11 protein-coding genes, 1 other RNA gene and 2 pseudogenes are annotated in these 21,405 nt (G+C 73.3%); 10 read left to right on the top strand and 4 right to left on the bottom strand.

Going from position 1 to position 21,405, the window contains the following annotated elements; genetic code table 11:
- Window positions 1-13: 13 nt before the first annotated feature.
- Window positions 14-820, bottom strand: coding sequence for a peroxide stress protein YaaA (gene yaaA, locus DEJ47_RS10670; RefSeq protein WP_150167201.1), 807 nt, complete (start codon window positions 818-820; stop codon window positions 14-16).
- A 201-nt stretch (window positions 821-1,021) separates the two neighbouring features.
- Between yaaA and DEJ47_RS10665 the strand changes: the two genes are divergently transcribed.
- Complete coding sequence (locus DEJ47_RS10665; RefSeq protein WP_150167199.1) at window positions 1,022-2,464, top strand: RNB domain-containing ribonuclease; 1,443 nt, start codon at window positions 1,022-1,024, stop codon at window positions 2,462-2,464.
- Here DEJ47_RS10665 and DEJ47_RS10660 read toward each other — a convergent pair.
- Window positions 2,446-3,117 carry a hypothetical protein gene (locus tag DEJ47_RS10660; protein WP_190415359.1) on the bottom strand — a complete coding sequence of 224 codons (672 nt, stop codon included), beginning with the start codon at window positions 3,115-3,117 and terminating at the stop codon, window positions 2,446-2,448. The two genes, DEJ47_RS10665 and DEJ47_RS10660, sit on opposite strands and share 19 nt — an antisense overlap.
- Window positions 3,114-4,025 (bottom strand): MerR family transcriptional regulator, encoded by a 912-nt coding sequence (locus DEJ47_RS10655; protein WP_150167198.1) that lies wholly within the window; start codon window positions 4,023-4,025, stop codon window positions 3,114-3,116. Before DEJ47_RS10655 ends, DEJ47_RS10660 begins: the two co-directional genes overlap by 4 nt.
- A 145-nt stretch (window positions 4,026-4,170) precedes the next feature.
- Here DEJ47_RS10655 and DEJ47_RS10650 point away from each other — a divergent pair, with 145 nt between their 5' ends.
- The 6 genes and pseudogenes from DEJ47_RS10650 (at window position 4,171) to DEJ47_RS10625 (ending at window position 8,908) form a co-directional block, all read left to right on the top strand.
- Window positions 4,171-4,602, top strand: a complete 432-nt coding sequence (locus tag DEJ47_RS10650; protein ID WP_150167196.1) for a DUF4260 family protein — start codon at window positions 4,171-4,173, stop codon at window positions 4,600-4,602.
- Window positions 4,595-5,125, top strand: coding sequence for a TetR/AcrR family transcriptional regulator (locus DEJ47_RS10645; protein WP_223828300.1), 531 nt, complete (start codon window positions 4,595-4,597; stop codon window positions 5,123-5,125). The genes DEJ47_RS10650 and DEJ47_RS10645 overlap by 8 nt, the downstream gene beginning before the upstream one ends.
- 26 nt (window positions 5,126-5,151) lie before the next feature.
- Window positions 5,152-6,033: pseudogene (locus DEJ47_RS10640) on the top strand (AraC family transcriptional regulator).
- A gap of 19 nt (window positions 6,034-6,052) precedes the next feature.
- A pseudogene (locus DEJ47_RS37605) lies at window positions 6,053-6,835 on the top strand (DMT family transporter); the annotation flags it as partial.
- Window positions 6,836-6,971: 136 nt separating this feature from the next.
- Window positions 6,972-7,389: RNase P RNA component class A (rnpB, locus tag DEJ47_RS10630), an RNA gene on the top strand.
- Between the two features lie 115 nt (window positions 7,390-7,504).
- Window positions 7,505-8,908 (top strand): DEAD/DEAH box helicase, encoded by a 1,404-nt coding sequence (locus tag DEJ47_RS10625; protein WP_150167192.1) that lies wholly within the window; start codon window positions 7,505-7,507, stop codon window positions 8,906-8,908.
- 31 nt (window positions 8,909-8,939) lie between these two features.
- Here DEJ47_RS10625 and DEJ47_RS10620 read toward each other — a convergent pair whose 3' ends face one another.
- Complete coding sequence (locus tag DEJ47_RS10620; protein WP_150167190.1) at window positions 8,940-9,158, bottom strand: response regulator transcription factor; 219 nt, start codon at window positions 9,156-9,158, stop codon at window positions 8,940-8,942.
- 256 nt (window positions 9,159-9,414) lie between these two features.
- On the opposite strand from DEJ47_RS10620, the gene DEJ47_RS10615 reads away from it, so the two are divergent.
- From DEJ47_RS10615 to DEJ47_RS10605, 3 genes are read left to right on the top strand one after another with little or no spacing between them, the layout of a single operon-like run.
- A complete protein-coding gene (locus DEJ47_RS10615) occupies window positions 9,415-10,707 on the top strand; it encodes an MFS transporter (RefSeq protein WP_150167188.1) in 1,293 nt (430 codons plus the stop codon).
- Window positions 10,704-13,988: a type I polyketide synthase gene (locus DEJ47_RS10610; RefSeq protein WP_150167186.1), complete on the top strand. Its 3,285-nt coding sequence runs from the start codon at window positions 10,704-10,706 to the stop codon at window positions 13,986-13,988. The genes DEJ47_RS10615 and DEJ47_RS10610 overlap by 4 nt, the downstream gene beginning before the upstream one ends.
- Window positions 13,985-21,310, top strand: coding sequence for a non-ribosomal peptide synthetase (locus tag DEJ47_RS10605; protein WP_150167184.1), 7,326 nt, complete (start codon window positions 13,985-13,987; stop codon window positions 21,308-21,310). The genes DEJ47_RS10610 and DEJ47_RS10605 overlap by 4 nt, the downstream gene beginning before the upstream one ends.
- Window positions 21,311-21,405 lie beyond the last annotated feature (95 nt).

Below are 21,405 nucleotides of genomic sequence, written 5' to 3'. Positions count from 1 at the left end.
GCGGGTCCCGGGCTCAGTGGATCTCGCGCACCACGACATCCAGCGCCCACGGCTTGCCCGCCTTCGCGGGTGCCTCCGCCTCCACCACGTGCCCGAGGTCGCGCAGCGCCTCGACCAGCTCGGCCGGGTCCTTGGGGTTGGCCCCCGTGGTCAGCAGGGACCGGACGATCCTGCCCTTCGTCGCCTTGTTGAAGTGCGACACGACGGACCGCTTCTCGGTGCCGGTCTCGTCGTCGACCTGTGCGTGCAGCACACGCACGGTCGCCGTCCGTGCGGCGACGTCCCCCTTCGGCTTCCACGCGGCGGCGTACGCGGACGACCTCAGGTCCAGGACGAGGCCGTCACCGGCGGCCTCGGGCATGACGGAGGCCATCGGCGTACGCCAGTACGCGCCGAGGGCCCCGAGGCCGGGCAGCTTGACGCCCATCGAGCAGCGGTACGAGGGGATCCTGTCGTTGACGCCGACAGCGCCCCACAGCCCGGAGAAGACGAGGAGTGAGCGGGTGGCGCGGCGCTTGGCGGCGGTGTCGAGGGAGGCGAGGTCGAGGGCGTCGTAGAGCACGCCGGTGTAGACCTCCCCCGCGGGGCGGGCGCCGGCGGTGCGCAGCGCGGCGTTCTTCGCGACCTCGCCGCGCAGCCCTTCGCTGAGGCCGAGCACGGTGCGCGCCTTCTCCTCGTCCGCGGCACACAACTCGACGAGCTCGTCGAGAACGGCCCGCCGCGCCGGGGTGAGACCCGGCAGCGACAGTTCTTCCGCCTTGAGCGGCGCACCACGGCCGGAGGAGGCCTTGCCTTCGGACGGCGGCAGCAGGACGAGCACGGTGGAACTCCTTCAGGGGGTACGGGGGAGGGGTGCGGCCCCTGCGAAAGGGTACGGGGGCCGGGGGCCGCTTCGAGCAGCCCCGGTCCCTGGTCCGCTGGACGTCGCGGGGCGGACGGGTCGGCTCCCCCACCCGCACAGGGGCGGAACGGCGCACCGCAAAACCGCCCAAGCCGGGCATGCCCCCGTTACGCTCACCCCATGCCCCGCCGCCACTACCGCGTGACCGCCACCGCGGACGCCCCCCTGCGCGCCGCGCTGCGTGATCTGCGTACGAGACTCGACGTTCCCGAGGAGTTCCCCGCCGACGTCCTCGCGGAGGCGGACCGGGCCGCCGCGTCCCCGAGGCTCCCGGAGTACGACGCCACGGACCTGCCCCTCTTCACCGTCGACCCGCCCTCCTCCGTCGACCTGGACCAGGCGATGCACCTGGCCCGGCGGGCCGGAGGCGGGTTCCGCGTGTCGTACGCGATCGCGGACGTCGCCGCGTACGTGACGCCCGGCGGCCCCCTCGACGCCGAGGCCCACCGCCGCGTCACCACCCTGTACTTCCCCGACGAGAAGGTTCCGCTGCACCCCACCGCGCTCAGCGAGGGCGCCGCCAGCCTGCTGCCGGGGCAGACCTGCCCGGCCGTGCTGTGGACGATCGACCTGGACGGGGACGGCCGCGCCGAGCGCACCGACGTGCAGCGCGCCCTCGTCCGCAGCCGCGCCAAGCTCGACTACGAAGGGGTGCAGGCCGCCATCGACGGCGGCACCGCGGAGGAGCCCGTCGCGCTGCTGCGGGACATCGGGGGGCTGCGCGAGCAGTTGGAGGTCGAGCGCGGCGGGATCTCCCTCGACGTACCGGAGCAGGAGATCGTCGAGCGCGACGGGACGTACGAGCTGGGTTTCCGCGCCCCGCTCCCCGCCGACGGCTGGAACGCGCAGATCTCCCTGCTCACCGGCATGGCCGCCGCCGACCTCATGCTCGCCTCCGGTGCCGGCGTCCTGCGGACGCTGCCCACCGCCCCCGACGGCGCCGTGGGCCGCCTGCGCCGGACCGCGCGGGCGCTGCACATCGACTGGCCGCACCACATGTCGTACGCGCAGCTCGTACGCTCCCTCGACCCCCGCGTCTCGCACCACGCCGCCTTCCTCCAGGAGTGCACGACCCTGCTGCGCGGCGCGGGCTACACGGCGTTCCGCGACGGCCGTCTGCCCGAGCTGACCACGCACGCCGCCGTCGCCGCGCCCTACGCCCACTGCACCGCCCCCTTGCGCCGCCTCGTCGACCGCTACGCCGCCGAGCTCTGCCTCGCCGCCTGCGCGGAGGCCCCGCCCCCGGAGTGGGCGCTCGCCGCCCTGGACGAGCTGCCGAAGGAGATGGCGGACGGCACGCGGCGCGGCAACACGGTGGAGCGGGAGTGCGTGGACATCGTCGAGGCCGCCCTGCTCCAGGGGCGGGTCGGTGAGATGTTCGACGCGGTCGTGGTGGACGTGAAGGACGGCGAACCTGCCGTCGGGACCGTGCAGTTGACCGAGCCGGCGATCGTGGCCCGGATCGAGGGCGGCACGTCGAGGCTGCCCCTCGGGGAACGGCTGAGGGTCCGCCTCACCCAGGCGGACCCCGGCGCGGCGAAGGTTCAGTTCGCGCCCGTGTGAGGCGCGCGGGCGGCCGGATTCCCTCTCAGTGCCTCGTACAGCCGCTCCGGTTCGTCCGCCTGCAGCCGGACCGTCGTCACCTCGCGCCCCTTGCCCAGGAGGTCGACGGCCGTGACGGGTTCGGTCAGGGTCAGGGTGAGTGACGTCGTGGAGGCGACGGGCAGGGCGAGGACGCCGTCGGCGGGCTCGTGCGTGAAGAGCCGCTCGGAGCGTACGGCGCCGACCAGGGCGAGCGGTATGCGCAGGTCCCGGTGCGCGCCCTGGCGCACCCGCAGCGTGTCCGGGGTGAGCACGTGCGGGCGGGTGACGGACGCGGCGTGGACGCCGATCATCAGGATCACGCTGTAGACGTCGATGAACAGCATCACGGCGTGCGCGGTCGGACAGCCGCGCAGCAGGACCGACATCCCGAACGCCTCGACGACACAGAGGAACGCCAGGCCGTACATGACCGGCGCCTGTCCGCGGGCGTGCCCGAAGGCGCGTTCTCCCGCCGCCTCGTTCACCCCGTGCCGCCGCCGCGCCACCCACAGCACGAGGCTGACCAGTACGCGCAGTTCGTGCCCGGCGAGGTGCCGGAGGGGGGTCGGGACTGCCGACCTGAGCCGGTCCGTCCAGCGGTGCGGCCTCGTGCGGGAGGGCATGGCCATCATGGCCCGGCCTCCGTCTCCGCGCCGCGTTCCGTCTCCGCGCCGCGTTCCGTCTCCGCGCCGCGTTCCGTCTCCGCGCCGCGTTCCGTCTCCGCGCCGCGTTCCGCGAGCATCCGCATCGCGCGGCGCACCGCCTCCGCCTGCGCGGGGGCGAAGTCGGCGAAGAAGGCCTCCAGAAAGCCGTCGTCACGCACCCCGCGGCCCTCGGCCACCGCCGACGCGCCCTCCGTCCCGAGCTCCGCGAGGAGCGAGTCCGGCAGCATGTCGGCGAGCGTCCGCGCGGCCGCGTCCACCGCGGCGTCCGTACGCGCGTCCGCCGGGTCGGCGTCGGCCAGCGCGTCGAGCCGCGCGTACACCTCGTGCGCCCGCTCCACCGCGTCCGGCGTGCCGAGGGCCGGGCGGAGCGCGGCGAGGAAGGCGTCCCGGTCCTCCGGCGACGCGGTGGTGTCGAGCAGGACGAGGAACTCGCGGTCCTTCGCCGCCATCACGGACTCCGGACCCGGCCGCCCCTGCGTGGACCTCGCCATCTCGCCGAAGAAGTCGGCCAGTTCGGGGGAGACGGGGCCCTCGGGCGAGAGGCGCCCGCGCCCCGCCTCGTCGAGCAGCGACCGCAGCCGCTCCCTGCGCGCGCGGATCGCCGCCTCCTGCCGTGCGAGGTCGGCGTCCAGTTCGCCGAGGACCTCGACGAGCTCGCGGCCCGCGTCGTCCGCCAGTACGTCCCGCACCTCGGCGAGGCCGAGGCCGAGCTCGGTCAGGCGGCGGACGCGGGCCAGGACGACGGCGTGCCGCAGCCCGTACTCGCGGTAGCCGTTGGGGCGCCGCTCGGGTTCGGGCAGCAGGCCCTGGTGGTGGTAGTGCCTGATGGCACGCGTGGTGACGCCGACCAGGCCGGCGAGTTCTCCGATCCGCATGAGCTCAGTAGAAACGTTGACGCTGCGGCAAGGTCAAGCGACCTCTTGACGGCTAACGCTGTTAACCGTACGTTTTGGCTAACAGCGTTAGCCGTATGGCCGCACGGAACAGCCGCAGATTTTCCATTCCTCGAAGGAGGCCCCCATGAGCGCCCTGACCCACACCCCCGCCCGCACCGACACCACCGCCAGGCGCGCCCTCGCCGTCACCCGGCGTACCGCCTGGTTCGCCAACGCGCTCCTCTGGACCGCCTTCGCCGTGCTGGAAGGCGTCAACCACGGCTGGCTCGCGGGCCTGCTCGCCGGAGCGTTCTTCATCGCCCCCGACCTGACGTTCCTCGTGGCCCTGCGCGACGCGCCCCACATGGCGAAGGGCCAGCTGCCGCCCCGCGCCGTCCCGTACTACAACGCCGCCCACCGCGCGCTGCTCCCCGTCGCGCTCATCGCCCTCCACACGTTCACGCCCGTCGACTGGGCGCCCGCCTTCGCCGCCCTGTGCGGGTGGCTCGCCCACATCTCGTACGATCGCGCCTTCGGCTATGGACTGCGGACGAAGGACGGCTTCCAGCGTGTCTGACCAGAACGAGCGCCTCACCCCCCGCGCCAGGGAGATCGTGGCGGCAGCCCGCGACCTCCTGGAGGAGTCCGGTGCCGAGAAGCTCACGATGCGCTCGCTCGCCGACCGGCTCGGCATCAAGGCCCCGTCCCTCTACAAGCACTTCCCCGACAAGTCCGCCGTCGAGGTGGAGCTCGTCGCGCAGATGCTCGACGAGTCCGCCGCCGCCTGCGAGGCGGCCGAGGCCGCCGCCCCCGGTTCCCTCGACGCCCTCACCGAGGCCTACCGCGCCTATGCCCTGCGCCACCCGCACCTCTACCGCCTGGCCACCGAACGCCCGCTGCCGCGCCACGCCCTGCCGCAGGGCCTGGAGGAACGGGCCGCCGCCCCCCTGATGCGGGTCTGCGGCGGCGACACCGACCTGGCCCGCGCCGCGTGGGCGTTCGCGCACGGCATGGTCATCCTGGAGATCCACGGACGGTTTCCGGAGGGCGTGGACCTCGCGGCGGCATGGAAGAGGGGCGCGCGGGCGTTGGACCGGTGAGACGACACCGGGGGAATGGACAGCGCATGGACCACGGGACCACGAGGACGAGCGGACGACCCCGCGAACAAGCCGTCTGGGCCCGCGCCCCGCTCGGCCCGTGCGACCCGCCCCTCGACCTCCTCACCGCCCGCTTCGACCGGCACCGCTACGCACCGCACTTCCACGAGGAGTTCACCGTCGGCGTCTGTGTCTGAGGCTGCGAGGTCATCGACTACCGGGGCGGTCGCCTCGACGTGGGGCCCGGCTCCATCGTCGTCCTCGCCCCCGGCGAGGTGCACACCGGCGGCCCCGGCGCGACGGGTGGTTACGCGTACCGCGCCATGTATCCCGCGCCGCTCCTCCTGACCGAGGGCACCACCGCCCCGCCGCACTTCCGCGACCCTGTGGTCGACGACCCCGAACTCGCCGCCGCCCTGCGGGCCGCCCACACGGAACTGAGCGCGCACGCCGACCCGTTGGAGGCCGAGTCCCGGATCCCGTGGCTGCTCGCCGCGCTCGCCCGCAGGTACGGCACCGCACGCCCCCTCGACGACCGCGTCCCCGGCGCCGACCGCATCGCCCGCACCGTGCGCGGCCGGCTCGCCGACGAGCTCCTGACCCCGCCCACCCTCGCCGAACTCGCCGCCCCGCTCGGTCTCTCCCGCTACCAACTGCTGCGCGCCTTCCGTACGTCGACGGGGATGCCGCCCTACGCCTGGCTCGCCCAGCACCGCGTGACCCTGGCCCGCGCGCACCTGGAGGCGGGCCTGCGCCCCGCCGAAGTGGCCCCGCTCGTGGGCTTCGCCGACCAGGCGCACCTCACCCGCTGGTTCCGCCGGGTGCTCGGGGTGACCCCGGCGGCGTACCGCAGCAGCGTCCGTAGCCACACCATCCGTCGCAACAGCGTTCAAGACACCGGACACTGACGCGGCCGAAACTGCCCGCATGACGGCACGCGCCTGGTTCCTCTTCTCCCTCATGGGTGTCCTGTGGGGCATCCCCTACCTCATGATCAAAGTGGCGGTCGACAGCGATCTGACGCCGTCGTTCGTGGTCTTCACGCGCTGTGCGCTCGGCGCGGCACTGCTGCTGCCGTTCGCCGTACGGCAGGGCGGGCTCACCGGCGTACTCAGGACGCACTGGCGGCCCATGCTCGTCTTCGCCTGCGTGGAGATCCTCGGCCCCTGGTGGACACTGACCGACGCGGAGCGCCGCATCTCCAGCTCCACGGCGGGGCTCCTCATCGCCGCCGTCCCCATCATCGGCGCACTCCTCGCCCGCTTCTTCGGCGACACGGAAAGACTCGGCGCGCGCCGCCTCACCGGTCTCGGTCTCGGGCTCGCGGGCGTCGGCGTCCTCACGGTGCCGCACCTGACGGGCGGCGACGCCTGGTCCCTCACGGAGGTCATGCTCACCGCCCTCGGCTACGCCATCGCCCCCCTGATAGTGGCCCGCCACCTCCGCGACGTCCCCACCCTGCAGCTGATCGCGCCGTGCCTGGCCCTGGCCGCGCTCGTCTACGCCCCGGCCGCGGCGGTTTCCCGGCCCACCGCCGTGCCCGACGCCGCGACCCTGGCCTCCCTCGCGGGGCTCGGCGTCATCTGCACGGCGCTGGCCTTCGTCGTCTTCCTCGAACTGATCAGGGAGGCGGGGCCGACCCGCGCGGTCGTGTTCACGTACGTCAACCCGGCCGTCGCGGTGGCGGCGGGCGTCACGTTCCTCTCCGAACCGCTGACGGGCGACGTCGTGGCGGCGTTCGCCCTGATCCTCGCCGGATCGGTCCTGGCGACGGCGAAGACGCAGGCGACGTCGGCCGCGGCGCCGACCCGGGGGGACCGGCGGGTACCATGGTCGGCACGGCAGACGAGCCGGGCGGGCGGCCGCGTGAAGACCCCTTCGGGGGCCCTTCCCGAGGAACGTCCGGGCTCCACAGGGCAAGGTGGTGGCTAACGGCCACCCGGGGTGACCCGCGGGACAGTGCCACAGAGAACAGACCGCCGGGGACCGCAAGGCCCTCGGTAAGGGTGAAACGGTGGTGTAAGAGACCACCAGCGCCTGAGGTGACTCAGGCGGCTAGGTAAACCCCACCTGGAGCAAGGTCAAAAGGAGACGCCTCTTCTCAGGAAAAGGCGCCTCTGCGCGGACGATCGAGGGCTGCCCGCCCGAGTCCGCGGGTAGACCGCACGAGGCCGGCAGCAATGCCGGCCCTAGATGGATGGCCGTCACCGCGACGTCCGCGAGGACCCGCGGTACAGAACCCGGCGTACAGCCCGACTCGTCTGCCCCACCCGCCCCGGCCCGCCCGGAGCGGCGCACCACCCCGGCCCGCGCCCGCTGGGCCGCAGCCTGCCGGGCCTTCCTCGGTACGCGTACGCCCCCCGATGCGGAAGGCTCGCCATGACCCCGACCCCCCAGGACGACCGCCCCGGCACCGACGCCGGTCCGCCCGCCGTCTCCTCCTTCGCGGACCTCGACCTGCCGGCCGCGCTGCTGCGGACGCTCGACGAACTCGGCGTCACCGAGCCCTTCCCGATCCAGGCCGCCACGGTGCCCAGCGCCCTCGCGGGCCGGGACGTCCTGGGCCGCGGCCGTACCGGCTCCGGCAAGACACTCGCCTTCGGCCTGCCCCTGCTCGCCCGCCTCGCCGGACGGCGCGCCGAGTCCAAGCAGCCCCTCGCGCTGGTCCTCGTGCCCACCCGTGAGCTGGCGCAGCAGGTCACCGAGGCGCTCACGCCGTACGCGGAGGCGCTGCGGCTGCGGTTGGCCACCGTCGTCGGCGGCATCTCGATCGCCCGCCAGGCCGCCGCGCTGCGCGACGGCGCCGAGGTCGTCGTGGCCACCCCCGGGCGCCTGCACGACCTCATCGACCGCAGGGGCTGCCGGCTCGGGCACGTGCGCGTCACCGTCCTCGACGAGGCCGACCAGATGTGCGACATGGGCTTCCTGCCGCAGGTCACCGAGGCCCTCGACCAGGTGCGCCCGGAGGGGCAGCGGATGCTGTTCTCGGCCACCCTGGACCGCGACGTCGACCAGTTGGTCAGCGACTACCTGAAGGACCCCGTCGTCCACTCCGTCGACCCGTCCGCGGGCGCCGTCACGACGATGGACCACCACGTCCTCGTCGTCCACGGCCCCGACCGGTACGCCGTCGTCACCGAGATCGCCGCCCGCGACGGCCGCGTCCTGCTCTTCCTCGACACCAAGCACGCCGTCGACCGCCTCACCAAGCACCTGCGGGACAGCGGGGTCCACGCCGAGGCGCTGCACAGCGGCAAGTCCCAGCCGCAGCGCTCCCGGACCCTCGCCCGGTTCAAGGACGGCCAGGTCACCGTCCTCGTGGCGACCAACGTCGCGGCCCGCGGCCTGCACGTCGACGACCTCGACCTCGTCGTCAACGTCGACCCGCCGACCGACCCCAAGGACTACCTGCACCGCGCGGGCCGCACCGCGCGCGCCGGCGAGTCCGGCCGCGTCGTCACCCTGGTGCTCTCCGGGCAGCGGCGCGAGACCGTCCAGGTCCTCGCCGAGGCAGGCATCGAACCGAGGACGACCAAGGTCCGCTCGGGCGAGGCCGAGCTGTCCCGCATCACCGGCGCGAAGGCGCCCTCCGGCACCCCGCTCGACGGCGGCACCGCCGCGGGCCGCGCCAAGAACCACAACGCGCCCTTCCGCGGCCTCGGCAGCACGAAGGAGAGCCCCGGCGGCAAGGGGGGCGGCGGCAAGTCGTCCTCGCGGAAGACCGCCGAGGCCCGCAAGCTCGCGGAGGCCCGCAGGGCGGCGCGGGTACGGCGCGGGGGCTGACCCGGAGCCCGACCCCTCGCACACAGGGCCGTCAGCAGTTCTCCGTGTGGTTGAGGTGGATCAGATGGGCCACCGTGGGCGCGGTGCGCTTGCTGCGGATGCGGCGCAGGTACGTGCTCACGGTGTGCACGCTGATGCCCAGACGCCGGGCGATCTGCTTGTGGGAGAGGCCTGCCGCGATATGGGCCAGCACCTGACGCTCCCTGTGGGACAACGCCGGCGGGTTCGGCGGGCGGCTGCTTACTGGCATCTTCCCTCCGGGAGGGACTGTCAACACGTACGACGGCTGTAGCCGCAACGTGATCTAACCACGCTTGTGAAGAAACAGAAAGGAACCCCACACACCCTGGGGAAACGTCGCGCTACTGAGCGCGACAGGCGGTGTCAAGTCCCCAATTCGAGGGACTGTGAGCGGGGTTCGGCGCGGGTGAATGTGAAGGCGGCCTCGGCTGAGCGCGGCCGTGCACGTTCTCAAGGCAGCCCGGCGCGTGGACCAGGGGGGAAGCTTGCGGCACTTTCGCCTGCTCGTCGTGGGCAACGGCATATCGGCGTACGGCAGTTACCTGAACATGGTCGCCCTCAACGTCTTCGTCTATGACGTGACCGACAGTGCTCTCGCCGCCGGGATCTTCATGGCCGTACGGCTCCTGACCAGCGTCGTCTCCGGCTTTGTGAGCGGGCGGCTGGTCTCGGCGCACGACCGGAAGATTCTGATGGTCGGCGCCGATCTCACGCAGTGCGCCGCCATGATAGCGCTGCTGATCGCGCCCGACGGGGGGCGTGCGGGGCTTCTGTACGTACTCGCCGTCGTGACCGGGTTCTGCTCCACCCTCTCCGGTGTCGCGCTGCGCAGCAGCATCCCCGAGATCGTCGGGGGCGACCTGCGCCTGCGGGCCAACTCGCTGCTCGCGACCGGCCGTTCCCTCGCCATGATCGCCGGATTCGCCTCCGCGGGCGTCGTGGTCGCGCAGCTGGGTTACGTCGCCGCGATCTCCCTCGACGCCGCGACCTTCGCGGTCTCCGCGTGCGTCCTGCTCTCCCTGCCGATCCGTACGCGGGCGGACGAGGGGGCCTCGACGGGCGACTCCAAGGGGGACTCCGGACGGCGCGGGGTCGGGGCGATGCTGTTGCTGCGGGCCACACCCGTTCTCGCCGTGATGATCGCGCTGAGGGCCGCCGACGGTCTCGGCTCGTCCTCCCACAACGTGGCCCTTCCGGTCTACTCCAGCGACCTCGACCCGTCCCATCCGGCCACGTTCGTCAGCCAGTTCTGGGCGACGTGGGCCATCGGCAACATCGTCATGCAGCAGGTGTGCGGGCGGTGGGCCGGGCGCGGTGGGCGGCAGGGGCCGGGGGAGCGGGCGTTCGCGGTCGGGGCGTGCGTGATGTCGGCCGCGTTCATCGTGGTGTTCGCCGGGCTGCCCACATACGTGGCGGTCGCGGCGGCGCTCGTGGCGGGCATGGCCGACGGCCTCACCGAGATCGCCTACGTGACCCGGCTGCAGGCCGCCCCCGACGCGCAGCGCGGGAGGCTGTTCGGGCTCTCCGCGTCGGTCGAGAACACCGGGTTCGGCCTCGGCATGCTGGTCAGCGGTGCGTTGCTCGACCGTTTCTCGCCGTTCCACGTCGTGGGCATGCTGCACGGGCTGGCCATCGCGTTGTGCTTCGGGATGTTCGTCGTGCTGGTGCGCCAGGGGCGGAGAGCGGCGTCCGGTGATCCGTTACCCGAAGTGGTGCGGGAGCCGCCGGACCGGCGGGGCAGTGAATCCGCGGAACGCGAGAGCGAGGCACCCCGATGACCACCGCCCCCACAGCCGCCTCCCCCGCCGTCACTGTCGCCGCCCGTGACGCGGTAGCCGTCATCGGCATGTCCTTCCGGTTGCCCGGCGCAGACACCCCCGAGGAGTTCTGGCGCACGATCCACGACGGCACCGACCGCATCCGCCGCTTCACCGAGGCCGAACTCGCCGCCGCGGGCGTGCCCGAGGAGGTGTACCGGGCCGAGGAATTCGTCGGGGCGAGCGGGGTTCTCGACGGGATCGCGGGTTTCGACGCCGCGTTCTTCGGGATGAGCGCGCACGAGGCCCGGATCACCGACCCGCAGCAGCGGCTGTTCCTGGAGTGCGTGCACCATGCGCTGGAGGACGCGGGGTACGCGGGCGGTCCGGGTGGAGGCGCCTGTGACGTGGGGGTCTACGCCAGCACCGGCTATCACCTCTACTCCCTCCAGACGTATCTCCAGAACAACGTCCTGCGGGGCGGCATCGCGGACTGGGTCGCAGGGCTCCAGGTCACCATCGGCAACTTCACCGACTTCACCGCCAACCGCGCCGCCTACCGTCTCGGCCTGACCGGGCCCGCCGTCAACGTCCAGACGGCGTGCTCCAGTTCGCTCACCGCGGCGTATCTCGCCGCGCAGTCCGTGGTCTCCGGCGAGTGCGACATCGCCGTCGCCGGAGCAACCGCCCTGCACGTGCCGCAGGTGATCGGCTACCAGTACGTCAAGGGGTCCATCCTCTCCAAGAGCGGCCGCCTGCGCCCCTTCGACGCCGACGCCGACGGCACCGTCGGCGGCACGGGAGTCGTGGCACTGGTGCTCAAGCGCCTCGACCGGGCCGTCGCCGACGGCGATCACATCCACGGCGTCATCCGCGGCTGGGGCGTCAACAACGACGGCGCCGACAAGAAGGCGTTCAGCGCGCCCAGCGCCTCCGGGCAGCGCGGCGCGATCCGCCGCGCCCTGGACCGGGCGGGCGTCGGCGCGGACACGGTCGGCTACCTGGAGACGCACGGCACCGGCACGTTCAAGGGCGACCCCATCGAGTTCGAGGGTGCCACGGCCGCGTTCCGCGCCGACACCGACCGTACGGGCTACTGCGCCCTCGGCTCGGTCAAGGCCAACATCGGCCACCTCGACGTGTGTTCGGGCCTCGCTAGCCTGGTCAAGGCACTCCTGGTCCTGCGGCACCGCGTCATCCCGCCGATGGCCAACTTCCGCCGCCCCAACCCCGCCCTCGACCTCGCGGCCAGCCCGTTCTACATCCCCGAAAGCGCACGACCGTGGCCCGCGAGCGCCACCCCGCGCAGGGCGTGCGTCAGCTCGTTCGGCGTCGGCGGCACCAACGTCCACGTCGTTCTGGAGGAGGCACCCGAGCCCGCGCCGCGGGCCGCCGACGAGCCGCGCGCGCCGGGCGTCCTGGTCCTCTCCGGCCACACGGAGGAGGCACTCGCCGACAACGCCGCCGCCCTCCGCGACCATCTGCGCGACCACCCCGCCACGCACCACGCCGACCTCGTGACCACACTGGCCCTGGGCCGCTCCCATCGCGGACACCGGCTCGCGGTGCGCGGCGACACGGCGGCGGCGCTGACGGGCGCGCTGGACGACTGGCTCGCGGGGCCCCGGCCACGGCCGGCCGGCACAGGTGGTGTCGGGTTTCTCTGCACGGGTCAGGGCAGTCTCCACCGGGGTGCGGCCCGTCCCCTGTACGGGCGTTTCGCCGTCGTACGTGAGGTCCTGGACGCCTGCGAACGGCAGTTCGCCGACCTCACCGGCGGGGGCAGCATCCTCGGCCCGCTGCTCGGTGACACCGGCGGCGCGGACCCGGGGGAGCCCGTCCTGGACACGGAGGTGGCGCAGCCCGCCCTCTTCGCGCTGCAGTGCGCGCTCGTCCGGCTGTGGCGGGAGGCCGGGGTCGAGCCTGACGTGGTGGCGGGGCACAGCGTGGGGGAGTACGGCGCGCTGTACGCGGCCGGGGCGCTGAGCGCCGAGGACGGGCTGCGGCTGACGGCGGGGCGGGGCAGGCTCATGCGGGAGCGGTGCGCGCCCGGTGCGATGGTCGCCGTCCCGACGGACACGCACACGGCACGCCGGCTGGCGGCGGAGGTGCCGGGCGTGGAACTCGCCGTCACGAACGGCGAGCACAGCCAGGTCCTCGCGGGCCCGGCCGCCGCCATGGCACGTCTGACCGAACTCCTCGCGGAGCGCGGCATCCACGCACGCACGCTTCCGGTGCTCCACGCCTTCCACACGGCCGTCATGGACCCGGCGCTGGACGGGCTGAGGGAGCTGGTCGGCGGGGTGGAACCGCGGCCGGTCCGCGTGCCGTTCGTGAGTGGGCTCGACGGGCGCACGCGGCCTGCCGGGTGGGTGCCGGACGCCGACTATCTCGTACGGCAGACGCGCGAGCCGGTCCGTTTCGCCGACGTACTGGGCGAGTTGGGAGCCTCATACGACAACGTTGGCACGCTGGTGGAGATCGGCCCGCACACGACGCTCAGCGGCCTCGCACGCCACGCGCTCCCCGGTCGGGCCGCGCACCCGACGCTCCGGCGCGGCGCGGGACTCGCACCGCTGTGGGACACGGCCGCCGGGCTGTACCGGGCGGGGGCGCCGGTCGACTGGCGGGCCTTCATGGCGGGGACGGGCGGCCGCAGGATCCCGCTGCCCGGATACCGCTTCCAGCACAAGGACTACTGGACGGGGCCGGAGAACCACCTTCCCCGGCCCGCACAACCCGAACAACCCGTACTACGCGAACAACCGACTAGGGATGGGGCGGAAGTGGCACAGGACGAGGCAGCGGTCGAGCGAGTGCTCCAGCACATCATCAAGGTGACCGCGAAACACCTCAGCTACGACACCAGCGAGATAGCCGAGGACGCGTCCTTCTTCGACCTCGGCGCGGACTCGTTGCAGATGATCGGGGTGCTGCGCGAGCTGGAGGAGGAGCACCGGGTCAAGGTGTCGATGCGGGAGCTCTTCGAGGAGGCGGGGACGGCGCGGGGGCTCGCGGTGATCATCGCGGGCAAGGCGACCCCGGCCCCCGCCACAGCCGCCTTCCCTGCTCCTGTCGCGGCCCCTGCCCCTGTTGCGGAGGCCGAGCGGCGGGCCGCCCACGACACTCCGCCCGCCCCCGTGGACGCCACGCGTCAGGACGCCTACGCCACCCGGGAAGACGCCTACGCCACCCGGCAAGAGGTCGAAGAGCTCCGGCGGCAGCTCCGGCAGCTCACGCAGGTGCAACTCCAGCTGATGGGACAGCTCTCCCAGCTGCTCACCGCGCAGGCGGGCCGATGACCGGGGGAGCGGACACCGTCTCCGCCGCCGTCGACCAGGACCTCGCCGCGATGGCGGAGCTGTCGGAGCGCATCGCCCTCCAGATCGGCGGCACCCCGCAGGAGGCCGAGCCCCCGGCGCCCCGCCCGGCCCAGCACGGCCCGCGCCTGGAGGTCGCCCGCGGCTCCGGCATGATCCGCGGCAACGCATCCGACACCCAGCGGGCCCACCTGGACGACCTGGTGCGCCGCTACACCGCGAAGACGCCCACCTCGAAAAGCATCGCCCAGCGCTACCGGCGCGTGCTCGCCGACAGCAGGGCGGCGGTCGGCTTCCGCAGCAGTACGAAGGAGATGCTGTACCCGATCGCGGGGCGGCGGGCGCGCGGGTCGTGGCTCGAGGACATCGACGGCAACCGGTACGTCGACATCACCATGGGCTTCGGCGTCCTCCTCTTCGGGCACGAGCCCGCCTTCGTCAGCGAGGCGGTCCGCGAGCACCTCTCGCGCGGCATCCAGCTCGGCCCGCGCAACGTGGAGACCGGTGAGGCCGCGGAGCTGCTCGCCGAGCTGACCGGCATGGAGCGCGTCGCCTTCGCCAACTCCGGTACGGAGGCGAATTCCGCGGCGATCCGGCTCGCCCGCGCCGCCACCGGACGCTCCCGCATCATCACGTTCGAGGGCGCCTACCACGGCCACAACGACAACGTGCTCGGCCGCTCCCCGCGCACCGGCGGCGAAGGCCTGACGACCGTCCCGATGTCCGCGGGCGTCCCGCACAACGCCGTCGCCGACCTGCTCGTCCTGCCGTACGGCGGTGAGGAGAGCCTCGCCGTCATCGAGCAGCAGGCCGCCGACATCGCCGCGGTCGTCGTCGAACCCGTGCAGAGCCGCCACCCGTCGCTCCAACCCGCCGACTTCGTGCGCCGTCTGCGCGAGCTGACCCGGCGGCACGGCATCGTGCTGCTCTTCGACGAGATGCTGACCGGCTTCCGTCCCGCGCCGCGCGGCGCGCAAGAGCTCTACGGCGTCACGCCCGACCTCGCCACGTACGGGAAACTGCTCGGCGGCGGCTTTCCCATCGGTGCCGTCGCGGGCCGCGCCGACATCATGGACGGCATCGACGGCGGCCACTGGAGCTACGGCGACGACAGCTACCCGGCCGCCGACACCACGTTCTTCGGCGGCACGTACATCCAGCACCCGGTGTCGATGGTCGCCACCCGCGCCGTGCTCGCCCACCTCAAGGAGCACAGCCCGCACCTCCAGGAGCGGCTGAACGCCCGCACGGACGAACTGGCCGCCACGCTCAACTCGTTCTTCGAGGCGGAAGGGTACGCGCTGAGCATGAGCCACTTCGGCTCGATGTTCCGCTTCGAGCACCGCGCGGACATGGAACTCCTCTACCACCACCTGATGCTGCGCGGCGTGCACGTGTGGGAGTGGCGCAACTTCTTCCTGTCCACCGAACACTCCGATGCCGACTGCGAGTTCATCGTGGACGCGGTGAAGGACTCGCTGCGGGAGCTGCGCGGGGCGGGCTTCCCGCTCGGGAACAAGCCGACGGGCAAGCCGACGGACAAACGGGCGGGCAAGCCTGCGGACGAACCGGTCGTTCCGGCGGCGAAGCCGAAGGCCATGGCCTGGAACCGCGCAGCCGCCACGACTGCCGAGCGACGACCGGAACGGCTGGAACAGAAGCCCCGTCCCCTCGACTTCGGCATCTACTTCTTCGGCGACTATCCGCAGGACGACGGGGCGGCCTCCCGGCACGGCAAGTACGACCACCTCCTGGAGACCGCCCGGTTCGCCGACCGCCACGGTTTCCACTCCCTGTGGATCCCCGAGCGGCACTTCCACTCCTTCGGCGGCCTCTTCCCCAACCCCGTCGTCCTCGCCGCCGCGCTCGCCCGCGAGACCGGACGCATCCGCATCAACGCGGGCTCCGTCGTGCTGCCGCTGCACGACCCGATCCGTGTCGCCGAGGAGTGGTCGATGGTCGACAACCTCTCCGGCGGCCGGATCGGCATCGGCTGTGCGAGCGGCTGGCACGCCAACGACTTCGTCTTCTTCCCGGAGCGCTTCGGCTCCCACAAGGAGATGATGTACGAACAGGTCGCGGAGGTACGGAAGCTGTGGCGCGGCGAGCCCGTGCGCCGTGCCACCGGCAACGGCGAGAGCGACCTGCGGCTCTTCCCGCGTCCCGTGCAGGACGCGCCGCCGATGTACACGGCGGTCGTCGGCAACCCCGCGTCGTACGAGCTGGCGGCCCGCAACGACGTCGGCATCGTCACCAACCTCATGACCCAGAGCGTGGAACAGCTCCGCGACAACGTGGCGCTCTACCGCCGTACGCGCGCCGAGTGCGGCCTGGACCCGGACGCCGGGCACGTCGCCGTGCTGCTGCACACGTACCTCGCCGAGGACCACGCGGCGGCCCGCGCCGTCGCGCGCGACCCCCTGGCCCGGTACATGCGCTCGTCGCTGTCCCTGTTCGGCAACGTGGCGAACAGCCTGGGCCAGAAGATCGACATGTCCGCGATGAGCGAGGACGACCTGGACGTGGTCTTCCGCCGCGCCTACGACCGCTACTGCGACCAGCGCGCCCTCATCGGCAGCCCCGAGAGCGTGCGGCCCGTCGTGGACGCGGTGCGCGCGGCGGGCGCGGACGAAATCGTCGGTCTCGTCGACTTCGGCGTGGAGCCGGGGGCGCTGCGGGAGGGGCTGCGGCACTTCGACGGGTTGCGGGGCGCGTACGAGAGCGCACCCGTGCCGACGGCCGTCGACCGGGGCGCGCCGCTCTCCCCGGGCCAGCAGCGCGTCTGGTTCCTGGAGCGGATGCTGCCGGGCCGCACCGCGTACAACGAGACGAAGGCCATCGAGCTCGAAGGCCCGCTGGACGTCCCGGCGCTGCGTGCCGCGCTCCGCGACCTGGCCGCGCGCCACGGTCAGCTGCGCACCGTCTTCCGTGAAGTGGCGGGCGAGCCGCGCCAGTTCACGCGCGCGCCCGGCGAGGTGGACTTCGAGGTCCTCGACGGCACGGGGAGCGGGGACGCGGTCGGTGCCGTGCTGCGGGAGGAGAGCGAGCGCCGCTTCGACCTGGCGGAGGGCCCGCTGTTCGTCACGCGCCTCGTCCGGCTCGGCGAGCGGCGGCACGTGCTCGTGCTGTCCCTGCACCACATCGTGATGGACGCGGCGTCGGCGGCCGTGCTGGCCCGGGACGTGTCCGCCCTCTACGGCGCGCACCTGCCGGGCGGGCGGCCGGCGGACCTGCCGACCCTCACCCGCACCTACCCGGACCACGCCCGCGAGCAGCTCGACTCGCTCGGCGGCCCGAAGGCGGCCGAGGACCTGGCGTACTGGAAGAAGGCGCTCGACGGCGACCTGCCCGTCCTGGACCTGCCGACCGACCGGCCGAGACCCCCGGTGATGACGTCCAACGGCCGGGCCCTGTTCCGCACACTGGACGGTGAACTGACCGCGCGCCTGCGAGAGTTCAGCCGCTCCCACCGCAGCACCCTCTTCATGACGCTGCTCGCCGGGTACGCCGCCGCGCTGCACCGGGCCACCGGCCAGGACGACCTGGTCATCGGCACGCCGATGTCCGACCGCGGGCCCGAGTACGAGGACGTCGTCGGCTTCTTCGTCAACACGCTCGCGCTCCGCCTCGACCTCTCCGGGGACCCGGACTTCGGCACGCTCCTGGACCGGGTGCGCGGGGTGGCCCTGGACGCGTACGACCACGCCGACGTGCCCTTCGAGGCGGTCGTACGGGAGCTGGCGCCGCCGCGCGCCCTCGACCGTACGCCGGTCTTCCAGACCCTCGCCGAGTTCGAGACGGGGGACCCGTTCCGCTTCGACCTGCCCGGGGTGCGGGCGACACCGCTCGACTCGGGCCCGGACAAGGCGCTGACCGACCTCAGCGTCTACTTCACCGATCTGCCGGACGGCATCCGCTGCCACCTGGAGTACCACACGGACCTCTTCGACGAGTCGACGGTCGACGCGCTCTTCGGGACGTTCAGGGACATCCTCGCGGAGGCGGTGGGTGCCTCGGAGGCGGTGCCGGGGGAGTGGCGCCGCGGCCCGGTCCGGCAGCGGACGAGCAGCACCGTCGACTCGCTGACGTCGCGGTGGGCGCAGGTGGCCCCCGGCCGTACGGCGGTGATCAGCGACGAGGGCGAGCTGACGTACGGCGAGCTCGAGGAGCGGGCGGAACGGCTCGCGGCGGTGTTCCGCACGGTCGAGGGGGCGGGCGCACCGGTCGCCCTGTGGCTGCCGCGCGGGACCGACCTGATCGTCGCGATGCTCGCGTCCCTCAAGGCGGGCCGCGGCTACGTCCCCCTGGATCCGTCGCAGGGCACGGCACGGGCCGAGACGATCCTCGCGGAGAGCGGCGCGCGCATCCTGGTGACGCGGGGGAGCGCGGGCGCGGACGCCCGCCGACCGGAGCCCCCTGCCGGAACGACCCTGATGGACGTGACGGCAAGCGCGCCGGAGCCCTCACCCGGGGCCACGGCCTCCGGCACGTCTGCTGGCACGCCCGGCGGCACCGCCGCGCACCGGCCCGGCACGACGGCGACCGCGCCCGCCGCCTCCGACTCCCTCTGCTTCGTCATCTACACGTCCGGCAGCACCGGCACCCCCAAGGGCGTCGCCATTCCGCACCGGGCCGTCGTCGATCTCTGTCAGTGGCATCACGAACGGTTCGGGTTCACCGTGGACGATCGCAGTGCCGCCGTCTGTAGTCAGGGCTTCGATGCCGCGGCACTGGAGATCTGGCCCGCGCTGACCGCGGGCGCCACCGTCGTCGTGGCCGACGAGGCGGTCCGCAAGGATCCCGCCGCGCTGGCCCGCTGGTACACGGACCGGCGCGTCACCTTCTCGATCCTGCCGACCGCCCTCGGCGAGGCGGTCCTCGCGCTTCCCGAGCCTCAACAGCCGCCCCTGCGACACCTGTTGCTCGGCGGCGACGTGATGCGCTCCCGTCCGCGCCCCGGCGCACCGTACGAGACGGTCAACGTGTACGGGCCCACCGAGGTGACCGTGCTGTGCACGGCCGCGACGGTCGGGCCGCGGACCCCGGACGGTCCCGACCGGCCGATCCCCATCGGCCGGCCCGTCCACAACGTCACCCTCCGGGTGCTCGGCGCGGACGGCCGTGAGGTCCCCGCGGGGGAGGTCGGGGAGCTGTACGTCGGCGGGCCCGGCGTCGCCACCGGCTACCTGGGACGGCCCGAGCCGACGGCCGAACGTTTCGTCCGTGACCCCCGCGGCACCGACGGGCGGATGTACCGCACCGGCGACCTCGTGTGCTGGAACGCCGACGGCGCGCTGGAGTTCCGCGGCCGTACGGACGACCAGGTGAAGGTGCGCGGTTACCGTGTCGAGCCCGAAGAGGTGTCCCGCGCGCTCAACGGCCTCGACGGAGTCCGCGACGCCGTCGTCCTCGCCCGCCGCGACCACCACGGCGACGCCCACCTCGTGGCGTACGTCGTACGGGACGGCGTACACGAACAGGACGCGCCCGCACAGGCGCTCTGCGACCGGCTGACCGCGGGCCTCGCCGCGCGCCTGCCCGACCACCTCGTGCCCCGCGCCTGGGCCGTCCTGCCCGAGCTGCCCCTCTCCGGCAACGGCAAGCTGGACCGTGCCGCGCTGCCCGCGCCCGGCATCGTGACGAACCCGGGGGCACCCCCGCGCACCGCCGGAGCCGGGAAGCCCACCCGCGCGCCCGTCCCGGCCTCCGTCTCCGCCTCCGTCGAGGCGCGGCTCAAGCAGCTGTGGGCCCGGGAGTTCGACGTCGACGTGGCGGCGATCGCGCCGGACGCGTCCTTCTTCGAGCTCGGCGGCCACTCCCTCACCGCGATCCGGCTGGCCAACGGCGTGCGGGAGGAGTTCGGCACGGAGTACCCCGTGGCGCGCTTCTACGAGGAGCCCACGTTCCGGGCGATGGCCGCCCACCTGGAGGGAACGGCCGCCGACGAGGAAGGGGGCGGCGAGGCCGCGGCACCCGGCGACAGGCCTGCCCGCGCCCCCCTCACCGCCCAGCAGTCAGCCTTCCTCACCCGCCACCGCACCCACCCGCGCCCGCAGATCTACAACGTGGCGATGCGCCTCACCCTGACGGGAACGCTCGACGTACCGGCCCTGCGCACCGCGCTCTCCGAACTCGGCGCCCGGCACGAGGCGTTGCGGACCCGGTTCGTCGAGGACGGCTACGGGGAGTGGTCGCAGGAGGCGTTGCGGGCGCGGCCCGTGCACCTTCCGGAGGAGGACCTGTACGCGCGGCTCGGCTCGGCGGACGCGGCGGCCGAGGAGGCGGAGCGGCTCGCGGGCGAGACGGCGGCCGTCCCCTTCGACATCGAGGCCGAACTCGCCCCCGTGTTCCGTCTGATGCGGGTGGACCGCGACCGCTGGGTGCTGCTCTTCGTCCTGCACCACGCGGCCTGCGACGGCTGGTCGGTCAGCCTGCTGCTGCGTGAACTGGCCGCGCTGTACGGGTCCGAGGCCACGGGGACCCCGCACGGCCTGCCTGCCGCCGAGAGCCTCCCGCAGCCCGGCGAGTACGCGCGCTGGCAGCGCGAGCACAGCCGTACGCAGGACAAGGGCCGCCTGACCGACTACTGGGCGCGGGAGTTGAAGGGCGCCCCCTACGGAATGCCGCTGCCGCTGGACCGGCCCCGTCCGGCCGAGCTGAGCGGCGCGGGCGACGTGATCCTGTTCACGGTGGACGCGGAGACCCGCGCCGACGTGGAGGCGCTGGCCCGACGGCACCGTACGACCCCCTTCGTGGTGACGGCGGCCGCGTTCGGACGGTTGGTCGCCGAGGTCGGGGAGGAGGGGCCTGACGTCGTGCTCGGCATCTCCCACGCCAACCGCGAGCGGCGCGAGTTCGAGGCGCTGGCCGCATGCACGGTGTCGTCCTTCACGCTCCGGGTCCGGGGCGACACCGCCACGTCGTTCGGGGCGCTGGTGGACCAGGTGGCGCGGAGCGCGGTCGGTGCCCTCGACCATGCCGCGCCGCTCCGCGCGGTCGCGGCGGACGTGAGCGCCGTGCTGGGCACGGAGGTGCCGGACCGGCTGCCGCTCGGTTTCCAGTATCAGAGCTCTCTGGAGACGGAGGTCGAACTGCCCGGCCTGGTCGCGGCGGTCGAGGATCTCGCGGTGCCGGGCGCGCGCTCGGAGTTCAACCTCGGGCTCATCCCGACGGGCGGCGTGCTCTCCGGGTACCTGGAGTACTCGACCGATCTGTGGGACCGGTCGACGGTCGAGGCCTGGACCGAGGCGTACGTGCGGCTCCTGGCGAGGGAGGTGGGGGAGGCGCTCCGGGGCGAGGGGTGAGCCCCGGGTGAGGAGAGGCGTGTGGCGCGCGGCCTGAATTGGTCGTGACATGTCAAGAACTCAGGGGCCTTGCCTTGTGGCCACAAGGTCCCTGT

Origin of the sequence: Streptomyces venezuelae, from assembly GCF_008642355.1 — a bacterium.
Classification (GTDB): Bacteria; Actinomycetota; Actinomycetes; order Streptomycetales; family Streptomycetaceae; genus Streptomyces; species Streptomyces venezuelae_B.
Note: the sequence above shows the minus strand (reverse complement) of the source record. Positions and strands in the feature narration are given on the sequence as shown.